Origin of the sequence: Azohydromonas lata (assembly GCF_034427735.1) — a bacterium.
GTDB classification, from domain to species: Bacteria; Pseudomonadota; Gammaproteobacteria; order Burkholderiales; family Burkholderiaceae_C; genus Azohydromonas; species Azohydromonas lata.
This window is the reverse complement of sequence record NZ_JAXOJX010000070.1, coordinates 14,980-34,139: the sequence shown is the minus strand read 5'-3', so window position 1 is coordinate 34,139 and position 19,160 is coordinate 14,980. Positions and strand designations below refer to the sequence as shown.

The window sequence follows — 19,160 nt, the reverse complement described above, 5'->3', positions numbered from 1 at the left end:
CAGCCGCACCGGCCGCGGCCGAGAACGTGACCATCACCACCGACGTGGTCAAGGCCACGCTCAGCAGCTTGGGCGGCGACCTCGTGCGCCTGGAGCTGCTCACGCAAGCGGACGACCACGACCCGAACAAGCGCGTCGTCCTGTTCGACCGCAGCGCCGAGCGCACCTACCTGGCCCAGACCGGCCTGGTCTCGGCCACCGGCGCGCCACTGCCCACCCACCTCACGCCCATGACGGTGGCCCCGGGCGCGCGTGAGCTCAAGGACGGCAACGAGCTGCAGGTTCGCTTCGAGTCCGCCGAGGTCAATGGCGTGCAGCTGGTCAAGACCTACACCTTCCGCCGCGGCGAGTACACGGTGGGCGTGCGCCACGAGGTCATCAACCGCTCCGCCGCTCCCGTGGCGCCGCAGCTCTACCTGCAACTGGTGCGCGACAACAAGGCGCTGCCCGGCGGCTCGTCGTTCTACTCGACCTTCACCGGCCCGGCCGTCTACACCGACGTCAAGAAGTACCAGAAGGTGGACTTCAAGGACCTCGCCAAGGGCACGGCCGATTTCGAGAAGCGCGCCGACAGCGGCTGGGTCGCCATGGTCCAGCACTACTACGCCTCGGCCTGGCTGGTGAACCAGCCGCAGCCGCGCGAGTTCCGCAGCGCCAAGCTCGCCGAGGACCTGTACTCCATCGCCATGGTGCTGCCGCTGGGCGAAGTCGCCCCCGGCGCCACCAAGGCCCAGGACACGCAGCTCTTCGCCGGCCCGCAGGAGGAAAAGCGCCTGGAAGCCATCGCCCCGGGCCTGGAGCTGGTCAAGGACTACGGCTACTTCGCCATCCTGTCCAAGCCGCTGTTCTGGCTGCTGGACAAGCTGCACAGCGTGCTGAAGAACTGGGGCTGGTCCATCATCGCCCTGGTCGTCCTGCTCAAGATCGCCTTCTATTGGCTCAACGCTAACGCCTACAAGTCGATGGCGAAGATGAAGGCGGTCAACCCGCGGGTGCAGGAACTGCGCGAGCGCTACAAGAGCGACCCGCAGAAGATGCAGACCGAGATGATGCGCATCTACCGCGAGGAGAAGGTCAACCCGCTGGGCGGCTGCCTGCCCATCTTCATCCAGATGCCCTTCTTCATCGCCCTGTACTGGGTGCTGCTGAGCTCGGTGGAGATGCGCAACGCGCCCTGGCTGGGCTGGATCACCGACCTCTCGGCCAAGGACCCGTTCTACATCCTGCCGCTGCTGATGACGGCCTCCACGCTGCTGCAGACCTGGCTGAACCCCACGCCGCCGGACCCCACGCAGGCCAAGATGATGTGGATCATGCCGCTGGTGTTCTCGGTGATGTTCTTCACCTTCCCGGCCGGCCTGGTGCTGTACTGGCTGACCAACAACCTGCTGTCCATCGCGCAGCAGTACGTGATCAACAAGCGATTGGGCGTGACCAAGTAAGGCCCCCAGCCTTCACGCCCTGACTCCGACGCCCCGCCCACCGCGGGGCGTTTTCTTTGGCGCTCCACAATCCGAACCATGCTTGCCCGCCACCAGGACCCCATCGTCGCCATCGCCACCGCGCCCGGGCGCGGCGCGGTGGGCATCGTCCGCGTCTCCGGCCGCGGCCTCGCGCCCCTGGCCGAGACGCTCTGCGGCCGCGCGCTGAAGCCGCGCCACGCCGCCTACGGCCCTTTCCTGGCCGAGGACGGCCAGCCCATCGACCAGGGCCTGGCCCTGTTCTTCCCCGGCCCCCAGTCCTACACCGGCGAGGACGTGCTGGAGCTGCAGGCGCACGGCGGCCCCGTGCTGCTGCAACTGCTGCTGGCGCGCTGCCTGCAAGTGGCCGCCGGGCCCGGTGCCGACGGCCGCGCCCTGCTGCCGCGGCTGCGCCTGGCCGAGCCGGGCGAGTTCACCGAGCGGGCCTTCCTCAACGGCAAGCTGGACCTGGCCCAAGCCGAGGCCGTGGCCGACCTCATAGACGCCAGCACCGAGGCCGCGGCGCGCTCGGCGGGCCGGTCCCTGAGCGGTGCCTTCTCCGTGGAGATCGAGACGCTGCGCGAGCGGGTTGTAAAGCTGCGCATGCTGGTGGAGGCGACGCTGGACTTCCCCGAGGAGGAGATCGACTTCCTGCAGCAGGCCGACGCGCGCGGGCAGCTCACGCGCATCACCGCCACACTGGACGGCGTGCTGGACCGCGCGCGCCAGGGTGCGCTGCTGCGCGAGGGCATCAAGGTGGTGCTGGCCGGCCAGCCCAACGTGGGCAAGAGCTCCCTGCTCAACGCGCTGGCGGGGGCGGAGCTGGCCATCGTCACGCCCATCGCAGGCACCACGCGCGACCGGGTGCGCGAGACGATACAGATCCAGGGCGTGCCGCTGCACGTCATAGACACCGCCGGCCTGCGCGAGGAGCACGCCGACGAGGTGGAGCGCATAGGCATAGAGCGCAGCTGGCAGGCCATCCAGGAGGCCGACGCGGTGATCTTCCTGCACGACCTCTCCCGCCTGGGCGAAGCGGACTACGACGCGGCGGAGGCCCAGATCGCCCAGCGCCTAGGGCTGGACAGCGCCCAAGCCGGCGCCGAGCGCGTGCTGCACGTCTACAACAAGGCCGACCTGGGCAGCGCGCCCGCCGGCAGCCTCGCCCTGTGCGCCAAGAGCGGGCAGGGCCTGGACGTCCTGCGCGCCGCCTTGTTGGAGCGCGCGGGCTGGCACGCGAGCCCGGAAGGGGTCTTCATCGCCCGCACACGCCACGTGCAGGCGCTGCACCGCACACGCGAGCACCTGGAGTACGCCGCGGCGCACATCGACTCGCCGCAACCGCCGCTGGACCTCTTCGCCGAGGAGCTGCGCCTGGCGCATAACGCGTTGGGCGAGATCACGGGCGCCTTCTCCGCCGACGATTTACTCGGCGAAATCTTCAGCCGCTTCTGTATCGGCAAGTGACGTGGCTGCGGCGCCACGGTGGGGCCTCCTGGCCCGGGCGCCGAACGGCCTCGTCACCGTGAAATCTTTCACGAGCTTTCCTGGCCCGCCTTGCGCGGGCTTTTTTGTGTCCAGTTGAGCTTGAGGGCGGAAACTAACTCCGAATTTTCTACGGATTATTCACATTCAAAGTAGTGATTCACACGTTCTCAACAGCCTTTTGTTGGTAGTTAGTTCTTCTAAGACCCTGTAAAACAAGAATTCATGCGGTTTTCGTCTTGCGCAGTTGCCTTGTTCTGGTGAGCTTGAAGGGAACGTTGATTTCTCTTTCCTGATGAATGAAATTTGAATTGGTGGTCGTGGTAGAGGCTCCCCCCTTTCTGTGGATAACCTGTTTATTCCCTGAGTTGTCAACCGCTTGCGGCGAGCACAAGCCTGTGTGTTGAACAGCGCCTTGGCGCATGCCGCCGATACAACAACTTGGGGCGATGCCATGGGGCTTGTGGACAAGCGAAAGTTGTCCACGCGACTGTCCACAGCCTTGTTCATTTGGGTGCGGCACCGCCTGGGGCGGACCGATTGTCAGCCGGCCGATCCCAGCAGCCGCAGCAGCGGCGCGTCGCTGGGGTGGGTGAGGAAGTCGTCCAGCCGCGCGCGCGGCACCAGGTGCACGGCCTGGGATTCCCAGCACATGGCGCCGGGGTGGCCGGCGATGCGGCGGGCGAGGTAGTAGCGGGTGAGCGTCTGGGTGCGGCGGCAATCGGCCAGGAAACCCTGGAGTTGCACCAGCAACCCGGCTTCCTCCAGCGCCTCCTTCACCGCGGTGGCGCGCAGCGACAGCCCCGGATCGACACGGCCCTTGGGCAGCGTGCAGGCGTAGCCGCCGTGGGCGTTGCTGGGCGCCACCAGCCAGAGGCGGCCGTCGCTTTCCTCAATGGCCACGCCGGCGGCGGCTTGCAAGGTGGACACGGCGGGGTAGGGCGGCTCGTCGAAGGCGGGCGAGGCGGCGGCCAGCGCTTCCCAGCCGGCCGCGTCGGTGGGCAGTGCCGTGGCGGGCGCCAGCGGCACGCCGTTGAGCAGCGCCGGCAGCGGGCCGTCGGGGACGGCGGTGGCAATGGCCTGCGCGTCCAGCCAAGTGGCCAGCGGCGTGGGCGCGCTGGGGTGGTGCAGCGGCACGGGCCTGCCGTCTTCCATGGGGCGGGGATGAAAAACCGGGGCAGGCGACATGGCGGGTGGCATTGCTTGGGACGGCAACGGATGCGGCTACCGGCAAGGCCGGCGCCCGCAGGGCGCGCGAGCGGCTGGCCGTGCGCGTCAGCCGCGCAGCAGCTTGTCCTCGGCCAGGGCCAGGGCTTCCGGCATGCCGGAGAGCACCAGCGTGTCGCCGGAGTGCAGGACGATGGCGTCGTTGGCGGGCACCACCTGGCCGGCGGCGCGGCGGATGGAGAGGGTGCGCACGCCCAGCGCGTGCAGCGCCAGGTCGCCCAGGGTCTGGTCCAGGCTGGCGGCGGCCGCGGGCAGGTTGACCGTGGCCAGCCGCGCCTGCTGGCGCTCCTCCAGCGTCTGGTCGTCGTCGGCGCCGTGGAAGAAGCCGCGCAGCAGGCCGTAGCGCGCATCGCGCGCGTCGCGCGTGAGGCGGATGACGCGGCGCACGGGCACGCCCACCAGCGCCAGCGCGTGGCTGGCCAGCATGAGGGAGCCTTCCAGCGACTCCGGCACCACCTCGGTGGCACCGGCGGCGCGCAGCGTTTCCAGGTCGCTGTCGTCCACCGTGCGCACCACCACCGGCACGTGCGGCGCGTGCTCGTGCACGAGGCTCAAGACCCGCAGCGCCGAGGGCGTGTCGTGGTAGCTCACCACCACGGCGCTGGCGCGGGCCAGGCCCGCGGCCATGAGGCTGCGCAGCCGCGCCGCGTCGCCAAAGACCACGCTCTGGCCGGCAGCCGCGGCCTGGCGCACGCGGTCGGGGTCCAGGTCCAGCGCCATGTAGGGGATGTGCTCGGCCTCCAGCAGCCGCGCCAGCGTCTGCCCGCTGCGCCCGTAGCCGCAGATGATCACGTGCGCCTCGTTGCGCATGGACTTCTTGGCGATGGAGGTCAGCTGCACCGACTGCATCATCCAGTCCGTGGCGGAGAGCCGCATCACGATGCGGTCGGCATGCATGATCACGAAGGGCGTCACCAGCATGGACAGCACCATGCTGGCCAGTACCGGGCTCACCCACTTGGGATCGATCAGCCCGTGCTCCGTGCTCAGCGTCAGCAGCACGAAGCCGAACTCGCCCGCCTGCGCCAGGTACAGGCCCGTGCGCAGCGCCACGCCGGGCGGTGCGCGGAAGACGCGCGCCAGCCCCGCCACCAGGACGAACTTGGCCAGCAGCGGCAGCGTGGACAGCAGCAGCACCAGCGGCCACTGGGTGAGCATGGGGCGGCCGTCGAGCTTCATGCCTATCGTGATGAAGAACAGGCCCAGCAGCACGTCGTGGAAGGGGCGGATGTCCGTCTCCACCTGGTGCTTGTATTCGGTCTCGGCGATGAGCATGCCCGCCACGAAGGCGCCCAGCGCCAGCGACAGCCCGACGTGCTCGGTGAGCCAGGCCAGGCCCAGCGTCACCAGCAGCAGGTTCAGGACGAAGAGCTCCTCGCTCTTGCGCCGTGCCACCAGCGTGAGCCACCAGCGCATGAGCTTCTGGCCGCCCGACAGCAGCAGCCCAAGCAGCGCCGCCGCCTTGAGCAGCGCCAGGCCCAGCGAGCGCCACAGCTCGCCGCCGCTGTCGCCCAGCGCCGGGATGAGCACCAGCAGCGGCACCACGGCCAAGTCCTGGAACAGCAGGATGCCCAGCACCCGGCGCCCGTGCTCGCTCTCCAGCTCCAGCCGCTCGGCCATGAGCTTCACGACGATGGCGGTGCTGGACATGGCGATGGCGCCACCCAGCGCCACCGCGCCTTGCCACGACAGCTCCCAGGCCTGCGCCGTGAACGAGAAGGCGAACAGCAGCAGGAAATGGCCCAGCACGGCGCCGACCATGGTCAGCACCACCTGCGACATCCCCAGGCCGAACACCAGGGTGCGCATGCTGCGCAGCTTGGGCAGGTTGAATTCCAGGCCGATGGCGAACATCAGGAAGACCACGCCGAACTCGGCCAGGTACTTCACGCCCGCGCTGTCCTTGGCCAGGGCCAGGGCGTTGGGCCCAATGAGCACGCCCACGGCCAGGTAGCCCAGCATGGGCGGCAGCTTCATGGAGCGACACAGCACCACGCCGAGCACGGCGGCGACGAGATAGAGAAGGACGACTTCGAGAGTGGAGGCCATGGACAGCAACGGGAGACGGCGGCACGGCGCGCAAGCACAAGCGGCCTGCCACCTAGAATCCCGCACTCTATCGGACCCCCCGCAAGTGAAAGCCCTGGACAACCAACGCGCGCTGGCCCTGGCCGCGCAGACTTTCGACATCGAGGCGCGCGCTCTGCTGGCGCTCAAGGAGCGCGTGCAGCGCGACGATGCCTTTGCCCGCGCCGCGCGCCTGATGCTGGACTGCCGCGGCCGCGTGGTGGTGATGGGCATGGGCAAGAGTGGCCACGTGGGCCGCAAGATCGCCGCCACCCTGGCCTCCACCGGCACGCCGGCCATGTTCGTCCACCCGGCCGAGGCCAGCCACGGCGACTTGGGCATGGTCACGGCCAGCGACGTGGTGCTGGCCATCTCCAACTCCGGCGAGAGCGACGAGTTCAACGTCATCCTGCCCGTGCTCAAGCGGCTGCTGGTGCCGCTGGTGGCGCTCACCGGGCGGGCCGGCTCCACGCTGGCGCGCTTTGCCGACGTGGTGCTGGACAGCGGCGTGGAGCTCGAAGCCTGCCCGCTCAACCTGGCCCCCACGGCCAGCACCACGGCGCAAATGGCCTACGGCGACGCGCTGGCCGTGGCGCTGCTGGACGCGCGTGGCTTCAAGGAGGCGGACTTCGCCCGCTCCCACCCCGGCGGCGCGCTGGGCCGCAAGCTGCTCGTCCTGGTGAGCGACCTCATGCGCAGCGGCGACGCCGTGCCGCGCGTTGGGCCGCAGGCCGACTTCAACACCCTGCTGCGCGAGATGACGGGCAAGGGCCTGGGCTTCACCGCCGTGACCGATGAGCACGGCGGCATCCTGGGCATCTTCACCGACGGCGACCTGCGCCGCCTCATAGAGCGCGGCGCCGAGCTGCGCGCGCTCACCGCGGCCGACGTCATGCATGGGAATCCCAAGCGCGTGCGCGAGGACGCCCTGGCCGTGGAAGCCGCCGACCTGATGGAGCAGCACCGCGTTACCAGCGTGCTGGTGGTGGACGCCGGCGGCCGCCTGGCCGGCGCGCTCAACAGCAACGATCTGATGCGGGCCAAGGTCATCTGATGCAGCCCGCACTGACTTTCGCACCTGAGCTGCTGCTCAAGGCCCAGGGCCCGGGGCTGGGCATGCGCGTGGCCATCTTCGACGTGGACGGCGTGCTCACCGACGGCAGCCTCTACATCGGCGAGTCCGGCGAGACGTTCAAGGCCTTCAGCGTGCTGGACGGGCAGGGGCTCAAGCTGCTGGCGCAGGGCGGCATCGTCCCGGTGGTCATCACCGGGCGCGACTCGGCGGCCGTGCGCCGCCGTGTGGCCGACCTGGGGCTGCAGCACGCGCACTACGGCGTCAAGGACAAGCTGGCGGTGGCGCAGCAACTGCTCGACGGCCTGGGCGTGGGCTGGGACGAGCTGGCCGTCATGGGCGACGACTGGCCGGACCTGCCGCTGCTGGCGCGTGCGGGCTTTGCCTGCGCGCCGGCCAATGCCCATGCCGAGGCGCGCGCGCGGGCGCATCACGTCACGGCCGCGCGCGGCGGCGAGGGTGCGGCGCGGGAGTTCTGCGACCTGCTGCTGGTGGCCAGCGGCCGCTACGCGGCGCTGCTGGACGGCCATCTCACCACGCTGGACGCGCGCTGAAGGGTCGCTGAACGTGCTGGCACTGGACGACGATCCGCTGAGCCTTCCTACGCCGCCGGCGCGCCCGGCCGTGCGCATGCCCTGGCCGCTGCGCCTGCGCGAGTGCGTGCTGGGCTACCTGCCGCTGCTGCTCATGGCGCTGCTGGCGCTGGCCACCTGGTGGCTGGTCAAGAGCACGCCCAACGCACCGGAGCCCGGCAGCGAAGCGGCCGTTCGGCACGTGCCGGACTACACCATGCAGGGCTTCAAAACGCAGCGCTTCACGCCGCAGGGGGCGCTGCAGGTGCAGATCGAGGGCACGCAGATGCGCCACTACCCGGACAACGACACGTTCGAAGTGGACGAGGTGCGCATCCGCTCCTTGGGCGAGGACGGCACCGTGATGCGTGCCACGGCGCGCCGCGCCCTGAGCAACGGCAAGGGCACGCAGGTGCAGCTCATGGGCAACGCGGTGGTGGTGCGCGAGGCGCTGGACGGCCAGCCGCCGCTGGAAATCCGCAGCGAGCTGCTGACCTTCTTTACCGAGACCAAGCGCGTGGTCACCGACCAGCCCGTGCAGGTCCTGCAGGGCAGCAATGACATGCGCGCCGCCGGCGTGGACTACGATCACCGCAGCGGCCTGGCGCAGCTCACAGGACCGATGCGCGCCCGGCTGGACCCGCCGGGCCGCCGGCGCTGAAGAGCCGGCATCCATGTGTCCGTGAGGCGGCTCGTTCTCATCACTGGGGCTTCCAGCGGCATTGGACAGGCGCTGGCGGCGCATGCGCTGGAGGCGGGCGACCGGGTCGTCCTGGTGGCCCGCCGCGTGGAGCTGTTGCACGCCTGGGCCGAGAGCCTGCCGCAGGCGCGCGGGCGTATCGCCCTCTATGGCGCGGACGTGCGCGACACGCGGGCCATGGCCGAGATGGGACGCGCCTGCATCGCGGCGCACGGGGTGCCGGACGTGGTCATCGCCAATGCCGGCATCAGCGTGGGCATGGACAGCGCCGATTTCGAGGATCTGCAGGTGCTGCAGGACACCTTGGAGATCAACGTGCTTGGCCTGGCGGCGACATTTCACCCCTTCATCGCCGCCATGCGCGAGCGCCGTGCCGGCACGCTGGTGGGCATGGGCAGCGTGGCGGCCCTACGCGGGCTGCCCGGCCACGGTGCCTACTGCGCCAGCAAGGCCGCGGCGGTGGCGTACTGCGAAAGCTTGCGCGGCGAGTGCCGCCCGCACGGCGTGCGCGTGCTCACCGTCAGCCCGGGTTATGTGGACACGCCGCTGACGCAGGGCAATCCCTACCCCATGCCGTTTCTGATGACGCCTGAGGCCTTTGCCGCCAGCGCCTGGCGTGCCATCAACGCGGGCGACAGCTACCGTGTCATTCCCTGGCCGATGGCGCTGGTGGCCAAGCTGCTGCGGCTGCTGCCCAACGCGCTGTTCGACCGCCTCTTCGCCGGCCGGCCGCGCAAGCCGCGGCGGGCGCAGTAGCGCTTTCACGCACAAACCTTCAGCACCCTGCGGACGGCGCAGCCCTGCCGTCGGCGCGCACGAAACAGCATGGCGAAAAGCAAAAGGGCGCTGGTGTTTCCACCAGCGCCCTTGGGCTGAAGGCCGATCCGAGAGAGGACCGGCCTGCAATTCAACCGGGATCAGTAGCCGCTGCTGCCGCCACCGTAGCCACCGCGGCCACCGCCGCCGTAGCCGCCACGGCCACCGCCGCCGCCACCACCGTAGGGGCTGCGGCCACCACCGCCACCACCGCCGCCGTAGCCGCCACGGCTACCGCCGCCGCCACCGTAGCCACCACCGCCGCCGCCGTAGCCACCGCCGCCACCACCGTAGCTGCCGCCACCGCCGCCGCCGAAGCCGCCACGGCCACCGCCGCCGCCGAAGCCACCCGGGCGCTCTTCACGCGGACGGGCTTCATTGACGACGATCGCCCGGCCTTCCAGGGCTTGACCATTCATGCCGTTGATGGCGGCTTGCGCCTCGGCATCCGAGCCCATTTCGACAAAGCCGAAGCCCTTCGAACGGCCGGTTTCACGGTCCATCATGACCTTTGCGGAGGTCACAGCACCGAATTGAGAGAACGCCTCGTGCAACGAATCATCACGGACGCTGTAGGCCAAGTTGCCTACATACAGCTTATTTCCCATGGGGAAGCCCCTTTCCAATCACTCACTCAATACCATGTGGAGCTTCAACCCATCGTGAACCACTCAACCGAAGGCGCCGCATCCAGACACAGGCGAACCATTATCAAGGAATCTTTTCGCGCCACACGCCCTGCGGAAGTTAAATGTTGTATTGCGGGTTGAGTGAAAACCCGTAGCAGCCTCGGGAGACCCTCAATAGCTCTAGCTCCGGCGCTCCAAAACCGACAGGTAGCGAGAGCAACTCATCCTTGATCGCCCGCGGCAAAAAAGCCAAAAAATCCTTTGTCCACGGCCTTCCCATCGCTGTCGAGCCAATTTTCCTACGCCTACCGGTTTCCTGTTTCAGTGCACGGAAACAAGGCATGCTCCTTCTCGGCGCACCAAACGCGCGCCGGGTTTCCATCAATAAAAATCATGAGCGACGAGACAAGCTCCCTCTACGACTACATCGTCGTGGGCGCCGGTACGGCCGGCTGCCTGCTGGCCAACCGGCTCAGTGCCAACCCCGCACGGCGCGTACTGCTGGTAGAGGCGGGCGGACGCGACAACTACCTGTGGATCCACATCCCCGTGGGCTACCTCTACTGCATAGGCAACCCGCGCACAGACTGGCTTTTCCACACCGAGGCCGACCCTGGGCTCAACGGTCGCCGGCTGCGCTACCCGCGCGGCAAGGTACTGGGCGGCTGCTCCAGCATCAACGGGATGATCTACATGCGCGGCCAAGCCCGCGACTACGCCCAATGGGCGCAGGACTGCGGCGACTCGGCCTGGGCCTGGGAGCAGTGCCTGCCCTACTTCCTGCGCCACGAGGATCACTGGCGCGGCGCCGACGACATGCACGCCGCGCCGGGCTTGGACTCCAGCGGCGCGCGCGCAGGCGGCGAGTGGCGCGTGGAGCGTCAGCGGCTGCGCTGGGACATCCTGGATGCCTTCGCACGGGCGGCGCAGCAGGCCGGTATCCCGGCCACGGCGGATTTCAACCGCGGCAATAACGAAGGTGTGGGCTATTTCGAGGTCAACCAGCGTGGCGGTGTGCGCTGGAACGCGGCCAAAGCTTTCCTAAAGCCGGCACGGCGCCGCCCCAACCTGCACGTGCAGACCGGCGCCACCGTCACGCGCGTGCTGCTGGAGCGCGATGGCGACGGCGTGCAGCGCGCCACCGGTATTGAGATGCGGCTGGGCGGTGGCAGTGCGCCGCTGCGCGTGCGCGCCGCGCGTGAAGTGGTGCTTTGCAGCGGCGCCATTGGCACGCCGGCACTGCTGCAGCACTCCGGCATAGGTCCGGCGCCGCTGCTGCACGGTCTGGGTCTGGAGGTGCGTCACGAACTGCCTGGCGTGGGCGGCAACCTGCAGGACCACTTGCAGATCCGCGCCGTGTTCAAGGTGCGTGGCGTGCGCACGCTCAACACGCTGGCCGGCTCGCTCGCGGGCAAGGCGCGCATCGGCCTGGAATACCTGCTCAAGCGCAGCGGCCCAATGAGCATGGCGCCCTCGCAGTTGGGCGCCTTCACGCGCTCGGACCCGTCGCAGCCCTGGCCGGACCTGCAGTACCACGTGCAGCCGCTGTCGCTGGACGCCTTCGGCGAGCCGCTGCACGCATTCGATGCCTTCACCGCCAGCGTCTGCAACCTCAATCCCAGCTCGCGCGGTCACGTGCATATCGTCTCCACCGACCCTGCGCAGGCGCCCTCCATTCGCGCCAACTACCTCAGCACCGAGCGGGACCGCCGCATCGCCGCCGAGTCGCTGCGCCTGACGCGGCGCATCGTCGGCATGCCGGCGCTGGCGCCCTATGCGCCGCAGGAGTTCCGCCCCGGCGTGCAGTTCCAGAGCGACGAGGAGCTTGCGCGCCTGGCCGGCGACATAGGCACCACCATCTTCCACCCCGTGGGCACCTGCCGCATGGGACGCGTCGACGACGCAATGGCGGTGGTCGACAGCCGGCTGCGCCTGCGCGGCGTGCGCGGACTGCGTGTGGCCGATGCCAGCGTGATGCCCACCATCACCAGCGGCAACACCAACTCGCCCACGCTCATGATTGCCGAGCGCGCCGCGCAATGGATACGTGATGCGACGTCTGACGACACAGTGAATCGGGTAAATACCGATGTTGGCATCACAGGCAATGATTACATTGCGCCCACTCGCAGCAGCGCCGCCCCCTTGGCAGGCGTTGTCTGGACGGAGGCCGAGGAGACTTTTCAGAACGACTCAATCAAGTGAGCGAAGCGCCGCCCGGAAGGCGGCCCGCTGTCACAATTCAAAGGCGCCGGTTCATCCGGCGCCTTTTTTTCGTCCCTGTCGTTTCTCTTCCCCGTCTCACCGCGGTGCGCTTTGCGCCGCGGCAGTGGTTGTTCCCGATGTCTGATTTGCTGTTGGTTGCCATGGCGTCGGCCTTGGCTGGTTTCATTGACGCCATTGTGGGCGGCGGCGGTCTAGTGCTCACGCCTTCGCTGTTCGCGGTTTATCCGCAGGCGGTGCCTGCGACGCTGTTGGGCACCAACAAGAGCGCCTCGGTGTGGGGCACGGCCTGGGCCTACAGCCAGTACGCGCGCCGCGTGAAGCTCAACATGCGTGCGCTGTGGCCGGCCGTGGCGGCGGCGCTGCTGGCGGCCTTCACCGGTGCTTGGGCCGTCACGCAGGTGGACCCGACGGGCCTCAAGCGTGCGCTGCCGCTGGTGCTGGTGGCGGTGCTGGCCTACACGCTCATGCGCAAGGACTTGGGCCGCACGCACAAGCCGCGCTTCGTGGGCCACCATGAGGCGCTGGCCGCCGCGGCGGTGGGCGCGGTGGTGGGTTTTTACGACGGTTTCTTCGGACCGGGCACGGGCAGCTTTTTCGTGTTTCTGTTCGTCCGCGTGCTGGGCTACGACTTCCTGCACGCCTCGGCCAGCGCCAAGTTGCTCAATCTGGCCACCAACGTCGCGGCGCTGGCGCTGTTTGCGCCCAAGGGGCACGTCTGGTGGCACGTGGCGCCGGTGCTGGCGGTGGCCAACGTAGGCGGCAGCCTGTTGGGCACGCGGCTGGCGCTGCGCCACGGCGCGGGCTTCGTGCGGGTGGCCTTCATCGCCGTGGTGAGCGTGCTCATCCTCAAGACCGGCCTGGACGCGTTACGGCTTTAAGCCGCGCGGGCATTGGCACGAGCGCCGGCCCGCTTACCATGCTTACATTGCACAGCAGAGTCGTGACATGCCCGTCGATCCTGCATTGCGTCGCCTCGACATCGACATTCCTACCCAACCCCACGCCCTGGCCCAGCTCACGCCGCTGCTGGCCCAGGAGGAAGTGGCGTTGCCGGCCGTTTCGGCCCTCATAGAAACCGACATGGCGTTGGCCGCGGCCGTGCTGCGCGCGGTCAATTCATCGCTGTACGGGCTGCGTGGGCGCGTGCAGACGGTGCACCAGGCGCTTACCTACCTGGGCCTGCGCGAGGTGGCGGCCATCACTTTCGAGATCGGCTTGCGCGCCGTTTTCCCGGCCGCGCACGAACTGGAGCCGGTGTGGCGCCGCGCGGTGCGGCGCGGGTTGATCATGGGCCGCATGGCGCAGCGCCTGGGTCTGGTCGACGCTTGGGCCGCGCATTCGGCCGGGCTGTTCGAGGAATGCGGCAAGGCCGTGCTGTTCCGCCATGCCTGTGCGCCTTACCGGGCCATGTTGCAGGCCGCCGGCCAGGACGACGTGACGCTGGTCAAGCTGGAGCGCGACCGCTTCGGCGTGAGCCATGCCGCGTTGGGCGCGGCCCTATGCGAGAGCTGGGGCCTGGCCGGTCCTGCCGTGGCCAGCGTGCGCCACCACGTGGCGGTGCAGCAGGGGGCGGCGTTGCCCGATGGGTCTCAACGCGCGACGGTGCTGGCCCTGTCGGCGCTGGCGTATTGCCTGATGCAGGATCCCGCCGCCCTGGAACCCACCGTGCAGCGCGTGGCCGCTCCCATAGGCCTGCAGCCCGAGAAATTGCTGGAGATGGCTCACCGCGTGCAGGAGAAGCTGCAAGACGCGCGGCAGGGTTACGGCAGCCTCTGAGCGTACGCCCGCGCAGCCCGGACGCGCCGCTTCAGGCCGGCGCGCCGTCGATGAACAGGCGCAGCTCGCCCGGCTCGAAAGCCGTCCACTCCTCGTCGGCGGTCAGCGGCTCGGTGGCGATCACGGCCACGCGGTCCTGCGGCGTGGTGAGCTGGGCGAAGTCCACGGTCAAATCCTCGTCGCGCAGCCGCGTTGGGCGGAAGGGGTGGCGGCGCTGCAGCCAGAACAGCCGCGTCGAGCCGTGCGCCCACAGCGCCTGCCCGTTGGAAAGCAAAAAGTTGAAGCTGCCCTGCGCGTTGAGCTGCGGCACCAGCTCCGACAGCGTGCGCGTGAGCTCCGGCAGCGCCGGCACGCTGGCATGGGCCTTGGCCAGCTCCTGCATCAGCCAGCAGAAGGCGCGCTCGCTGTCCGTGTCGCCCACGGGGCGGAAGGCGCCGTGCAGCCGCGGCTCGAACTGCTTCAGGTCGCCGTTGTGGGCGAACACCCAGTAGCGGCCCCAGAGCTCGCGCATGAAGGGGTGCGTGTTCTCCAGCGCGATGCGCCCCTGCGTGGCCTTGCGGATGTGGGCGATGACGTTGCGGCTGCGTATGGGACAGCGCTGCAGTAGCTCGGCCACCGGCGACTGGCGCGCGCCGTAGTGGTCCACGAACAGCCGCACGCCGCGGTCTTCGAAAAACGCGATGCCAAAACCGTCCTTGTGCTCGTGCGCACGCGTGGCCAGCCCGGTGAAGCTGAACATCACGTCGGTCGGCGTATTGGCATTCATCCCCAGGAGCTGGCACATGGCGACGAATTGTGGAGCAGGCTGCGGGCCTGCTCCTTGAGTTTGGTGCGTCTACTGGCTGGCCACGAGCAGCTTCATGAGCCCGCGCACGCTCAGCAGGTGGCCGGGGTTGGTGCGCTCCTCCAGCACGCCGCTCAGGCGCTTGAGGATGGCCGGGCTGCGCTGCGCGCGCCAGATCACCAGGTCGGCCAGCCAGGGATAGTTGTTGACGCGGTTGGCCTTCTCGTAGAGCGCAAAGCGCGGGTGCAGCGCGCGCAGCGACTCCTCGTAGCGCTGGCGCACTTGCGCGTCGGTGAGCGACTCCGGTTGCTGTGACTGCAGCGCCTGCGCCGCCAGCAGTCCCGTCTCCATGGCCTTGCCAATGCCTTCGCCGGTGAAGGCGTAGGTGCTGCCCGCGGCCTCGCCGCAGGCCAGCATGCCCGGGCGCGACCAGCGTGCGCCGGTGAGCGAGCAGCGCAGCGGCGCGCCCTTGATGTCGCCCACGATCTGGCCGCCCGCCATGAGCTCGCGCGCAGGCGCGTAGACCTCGCAGAAGTCGTCGAAGAGCCGGCGCAAGTTCATGGGCTGCTTGTGGCCGTGGCCCTGTGCGTCGGCCTGGTGGCTGCCCAGCAGGCCGGTGCCGATGTTGAAGACGCCGTCAGGCCCCGGGAATATCCAGCCGTAGCCGCCGCGCAGCCGGCGGTGCCACACCACCTCCATGGCGTGCAGCCGCTGCGCCAGCGACGCATGGCGCACGTGGGCGCGCAGCGCCACGCCGGAGGGAGTGTGGCGCTCGCACAGCCCCGAGGCGATGAGCGCCTGCGCTCGCGCCCCCGTGGCCAGCACCACCCAGCGCGCCGACACCTCCAGCGCCTGGCCGCCCACCTGCAAGCGCGCGCCGACGACGCGCTCGCCGTCGAGCAGCGGCGCCTCGAAGCGCGCCGGCGCCAGCCAGCGCGCGCCCGCACGGCGCGCCGCCGTGCACAGGATCATGTCCAGCTCGCGCCGCGGCAGCACGGCCAGCGTGCCGGGCACGTCCACGCGGCCGCCGCGCGAGCCGATGCAGGCCACGTGCGACACACGCTGCGCCCGCGCCAACACCTCCTCGTACACGCCCAAGCGACGCAGCGCCGCCAGCGCGTCCGGGATCAGGCCGTCGCCGCACACCTTGTCGCGCGGGAAGTCGTGTTCGTCCACCAGCAGCACGTCCAGCCCCGTGCGCGCGAGTATCTGCGCACAGGCACTGCCAGCCGGTCCGGCACCTACTACCAACACCTCGCAGGTTTGGGGAATGTTCTCCATGGTGACGGGGATTCTAGGCAGCCGTCCCTACCCGCCGCCGCCTGTCGCGCCTCCAGCAGCGGGCCGCCAAGCGATGGCGGAATTGTGAATTCCCCCTGCCGCGGGGCACCAATGGGCGAAGCACGGCCCATCGCTTGGTGACATGCTTGAACCCATGCGCCTGCACCTGCCCGTCGATCGCCTTGCCCTCAAGGCCGCAGCCCGTTTTGGCCGCTGGCGGCCCACGCCGCAAACGCTGCAGCGGCACCGATGGCTGCGCTGGCTTGGGCCGTCGATCACGCATCCACTCCTCTGGAGCGTCAACCGCCATGCCATCGCGCTGGGCCTGGCCATAGGCCTCTTCTTCGGCCTGCTCATTCCCATTGCGCAGATGCCGCTGTCGGCGGCCGCCGCGGTGCTGCTGCGTGCCAATCTGCCCACGGCGGTGGTGAGCACGCTGGTGACCAACCCGGTCACCGTGGCGCCGCTGTACTACGCCGCCTGGCGCTTGGGCGCCACGGTGCTGGACGAGCCGCTGGCCGCCGCGCCGGCCGTGCTCGCCACAGGGCCCGCGCCGCAGGCCGAGGCTGCCCCCGGCGGCTCCTGGTGGAGCGGCCTGTGGGAGCGGCTGCGCAGCGTGGGCAAGCCGCTGCTGCTGGGCCTGGCGCTCATGGCCACGCTCACGGGGCTGGCCGCCTACGTGCTCGTGAGCGCGCTGTGGTGGCTGCGCCAGCGCTGGCGCAGTGGCGCCGGCACGGCGCCCGGGCAGGACGGATGAACCGTCCCCCGCAAAGACAAAGAGGCCGCTGACGCGGCCTCTTTGCTTTTCCGGTCAACCCGGCCGCCCGCGCGTTGTCACGGCGGGCGACGCGGGCTCGGCCTTGAGGATCAGGCCGTGCCGGCCTTGACCTTCAGGCGCCAGGCGTGCAGCAGCGGCTCGGTGTAGCCGCTGGGCTGCGACAGGCCTTCGAACACCAGGTCGCAGGCGGCCTTGAAGGCGGCGCTGGTGTCGAAGTTGCCGGCCATGGGCTTGTAGAGCGCGTCGCCGGCGTTTTGCTCGTCCACCACGCGGGCCATGCGCTGCAGCGTTTCCATAACCTGCTCACGGCTGGTCACGCCGTGGTGCAGCCAGTTGGCGATGTGCTGGCTGGAGATGCGCAGCGTGGCGCGGTCTTCCATCAGACCGACGTTGTGGATGTCAGGCACCTTGGAGCAGCCCACGCCCTGGTCCACCCAGCGCACGACGTAGCCCAGGATGCCCTGGCAGTTGTTGTCCAGCTCCTGCTGGATCTCGGCGGCGCTCCACTGGGCCTCGGCCACCACGGGGATGGTCAGCAGCCCGGCAAGGATGGTGTCGCGCTCGGCGGCGGCGTCGATCTTCTCCAGCGCCTGCTGCACGTCCGAAACCTTGACCTGGTGGTAGTGCAGGGCGTGCAGCGTGGCGGCCGTGGGCGAGGGCACCCAGGCGGTGTTGGCGCCGGCCTTGGGGTGGGCGATCTTCTGCTCCAGCATGGCGGCCATCAGGTCGGGCATGGCCCACATGCCCTTGCCGATTTGGGCGCGACCGCGCAGCCCGCAGGCCAGGCCCACCAGCACGTTGTTGCGCTCGTAGGACTGGATCCAGGCGCTGGTCTTCATGTCGCCCTTGCGCAGCATGGGGCCGGCCTGCATGGCGGTGTGCATCTCGTCGCCGGTGCGGTCCAGGAAGCCGGTGTTGATGAAGGCCACGCGCGAGGCGGCCGCGGCGATGCAGGCCTGCAGGTTCACGCTGGTGCGGCGCTCCTCGTCCATGATGCCCAGCTTGACCGTGTGCTTGGGCAGGCCCAGAAGCTCCTCGACGCGGCCGAACAGCTCGTCGGCGAAACCCACTTCCACCGGGCCGTGCATCTTGGGCTTGACGATGTAGACCGAGCCCGTGCGCGAGTTGCGCAGGCCGTTGGCGCCGTGGCCCTGCAGGTCGTGCAGCGCGATGGCGGTGGTGATGACGGCATCCATGATCCCTTCGGGGATCTCGCGGCCCTCGTCGCCCCACAGGATGGCCGGGTTGGTCATCAGGTGGCCGACGTTGCGCAGGAACATCAGCGAGCGGCCGTGCAGGCGAACTTCGCCGTTGGGACCGTTGTAGATGCGGTCCGCGTTCAGGCCGCGGGTGAAGGTCTTGCCGCCCTTGGCGACTTCCTCGGTGAGCGTGCCCTTGATGATGCCCAGCCAGTTGCTGTAGCCCAGGGTCTTGTCGGCGGCGTCCACCGCGGCGACGGAGTCTTCCAGGTCCAGGATGGTGGACAGCGCGGCTTCGAGCACCAGGTCGCTCACGCCGGCGGCGTCGGAGGCGCCGATGGTCGTGGAGCGGTCGATGCGGATGTCCACGTGCAGCCCGTTGTGCACCAGCAGCACGGAGGAGGGCTCGGCGGCCTCGCCCTGCCAGCCCACCAGTTGCGCGGGGTCGGCCAGCGCGGCGCGGGTGCCGTCCTGGAGCGTGACGGCCAGGGCGCCGCCTTCGATGCGGTAGGCCGTGGCGTCGCGGTGCGAGCCCTGCGCCAGCGGGGCGGCCTGGTCCAGGAAGTTGCGGGCGAACTCGATCACGCGCTGGCCGCGCACCGGGTTGTAGCCCTTGCCCTTCTCGGCGCCGTCGGTCTCGGGCAGCGCGTCCGTGCCGTAGAGGGCGTCGTACAGCGAGCCCCAGCGGGCGTTGGCGGCGTTGAGGGCGTAGCGGGCGTTGAGGATGGGCACCACCAGCTGCGGGCCGGCCTGCAGGGCCAGCTCGGCGTCCACGTTGGTGGTGGTGGCCTTGGCGCCCGCGGGCTGGGGCAGCAGGTAGCCGATGGACTCCAGGAAGCCGCGGTAGGCGGCCATGTCCTGGATGGGGCCCGGGTTGGCACGGTGCCAGTTGTCGAGTTCGGTCTGCAGGCGGTCACGTTCGGCCAGCAAGGCGGCATTGCGCGGGGCCAGATCGGCCACGATGGCGTCGAAGCCGGCCCAGAAGCTCGCGCTGTCTATGCCGGTGCCGGGCAGGACCTGCTCCTCGACGAAGCGGTACAGCTCGGTGGCAACCTGGAGGCGATGAACGTTGGTGCGTGCAGTCATGT

Annotated in this window: 16 protein-coding genes; 10 read left to right on the top strand and 6 right to left on the bottom strand. The window is 69.4% G+C overall.

Annotation, left to right across the window (positions count from 1 at the left end; all coding sequences use genetic code 11):
• Together yidC and mnmE are read left to right on the top strand one after the other, a co-directional pair.
• On the top strand, nt 1–1,442 hold a 1,442-nt coding region (gene yidC, locus SM757_RS28285), incomplete at its 5' end, for a membrane protein insertase YidC (protein WP_322467916.1).
• A 78-nt stretch (nt 1,443–1,520) separates the two neighbouring features.
• The gene (mnmE, locus tag SM757_RS28280; protein WP_322467915.1) at nt 1,521–2,927 is read left to right on the top strand and encodes a tRNA uridine-5-carboxymethylaminomethyl(34) synthesis GTPase MnmE; all 1,407 of its coding nucleotides are present in this window, start codon (nt 1,521–1,523) and stop codon (nt 2,925–2,927) included.
• A gap of 561 nt (nt 2,928–3,488) precedes the next feature.
• Here mnmE and SM757_RS28275 read toward each other — a convergent pair.
• A complete protein-coding gene (locus SM757_RS28275) occupies nt 3,489–4,100 on the bottom strand; it encodes an NUDIX hydrolase (RefSeq protein WP_322467914.1) in 612 nt (203 codons plus the stop codon).
• A 120-nt stretch (nt 4,101–4,220) separates the two neighbouring features.
• Nucleotides 4,221–6,221: a cation:proton antiporter domain-containing protein gene (locus SM757_RS28270; protein WP_322467913.1), complete on the bottom strand. Its 2,001-nt coding sequence runs from the start codon at nt 6,219–6,221 to the stop codon at nt 4,221–4,223.
• Between the two features lie 85 nt (nt 6,222–6,306).
• Here SM757_RS28270 and SM757_RS28265 point away from each other — a divergent pair, with 85 nt between their 5' ends.
• Genes SM757_RS28265 through SM757_RS28250 form a run of 4 tightly spaced genes read left to right on the top strand, consistent with a single transcriptional unit; the run spans nt 6,307 to nt 9,339 of the window.
• Complete coding sequence (locus SM757_RS28265) at nt 6,307–7,293, top strand: KpsF/GutQ family sugar-phosphate isomerase (RefSeq protein ID WP_066338020.1); 987 nt, start codon at nt 6,307–6,309, stop codon at nt 7,291–7,293.
• Nucleotides 7,293–7,865: a KdsC family phosphatase gene (locus tag SM757_RS28260; RefSeq protein WP_066338019.1), complete on the top strand. Its 573-nt coding sequence runs from the start codon at nt 7,293–7,295 to the stop codon at nt 7,863–7,865. Before SM757_RS28265 ends, SM757_RS28260 begins: the two co-directional genes overlap by 1 nt.
• A gap of 13 nt (nt 7,866–7,878) precedes the next feature.
• Nucleotides 7,879–8,544: an LPS export ABC transporter periplasmic protein LptC gene (gene lptC / locus SM757_RS28255; protein ID WP_322467912.1), complete on the top strand. Its 666-nt coding sequence runs from the start codon at nt 7,879–7,881 to the stop codon at nt 8,542–8,544.
• 21 nt (nt 8,545–8,565) lie between these two features.
• Entirely contained in the window at nt 8,566–9,339 is a 774-nt protein-coding gene (locus SM757_RS28250; RefSeq protein WP_322467911.1) for an SDR family oxidoreductase, read from the top strand.
• A gap of 161 nt (nt 9,340–9,500) precedes the next feature.
• On the opposite strand, the gene SM757_RS28245 is transcribed toward SM757_RS28250, so the two are convergent.
• Nucleotides 9,501–10,007 (bottom strand): RNA recognition motif domain-containing protein, encoded by a 507-nt coding sequence (locus tag SM757_RS28245; protein ID WP_322467910.1) that lies wholly within the window; start codon nt 10,005–10,007, stop codon nt 9,501–9,503.
• Nucleotides 10,008–10,421: 414 nt separating this feature from the next.
• Between SM757_RS28245 and SM757_RS28240 the strand changes: the two genes are divergently transcribed.
• The 3 genes from SM757_RS28240 (at nt 10,422) to SM757_RS28230 (ending at nt 14,030) form a co-directional block, all read left to right on the top strand.
• The gene (locus SM757_RS28240) at nt 10,422–12,233 is read left to right on the top strand and encodes a GMC family oxidoreductase (RefSeq protein WP_322467909.1); all 1,812 of its coding nucleotides are present in this window, start codon (nt 10,422–10,424) and stop codon (nt 12,231–12,233) included.
• Between the two features lie 137 nt (nt 12,234–12,370).
• Entirely contained in the window at nt 12,371–13,132 is a 762-nt protein-coding gene (locus SM757_RS28235; RefSeq protein ID WP_066338017.1) for a sulfite exporter TauE/SafE family protein, read from the top strand.
• 67 nt (nt 13,133–13,199) lie between these two features.
• Nucleotides 13,200–14,030 (top strand): HDOD domain-containing protein, encoded by an 831-nt coding sequence (locus SM757_RS28230; protein ID WP_322467908.1) that lies wholly within the window; start codon nt 13,200–13,202, stop codon nt 14,028–14,030.
• 31 nt (nt 14,031–14,061) lie between these two features.
• Here the strand turns inward: SM757_RS28230 and SM757_RS28225 are convergent, their stop codons facing one another.
• Entirely contained in the window at nt 14,062–14,814 is a 753-nt protein-coding gene (locus SM757_RS28225; protein ID WP_066338015.1) for a class II glutamine amidotransferase, read from the bottom strand.
• 51 nt (nt 14,815–14,865) lie between these two features.
• Nucleotides 14,866–16,095, bottom strand: coding sequence for an NAD(P)/FAD-dependent oxidoreductase (locus tag SM757_RS28220; protein WP_322467907.1), 1,230 nt, complete (start codon nt 16,093–16,095; stop codon nt 14,866–14,868).
• 142 nt (nt 16,096–16,237) lie between these two features.
• On the opposite strand from SM757_RS28220, the gene SM757_RS28215 reads away from it, so the two are divergent.
• A complete protein-coding gene (locus SM757_RS28215; protein ID WP_322467906.1) occupies nt 16,238–16,852 on the top strand; it encodes a DUF2062 domain-containing protein in 615 nt (204 codons plus the stop codon).
• A gap of 110 nt (nt 16,853–16,962) precedes the next feature.
• Here SM757_RS28215 and SM757_RS28210 read toward each other — a convergent pair whose 3' ends face one another.
• On the bottom strand, nt 16,963–19,158 hold the full coding sequence (locus SM757_RS28210; RefSeq protein ID WP_322467905.1) for a malate synthase G: 2,196 nt from the start codon (nt 19,156–19,158) through the stop codon (nt 16,963–16,965).
• Nucleotides 19,159–19,160: the final 2 nt, after the last annotated feature.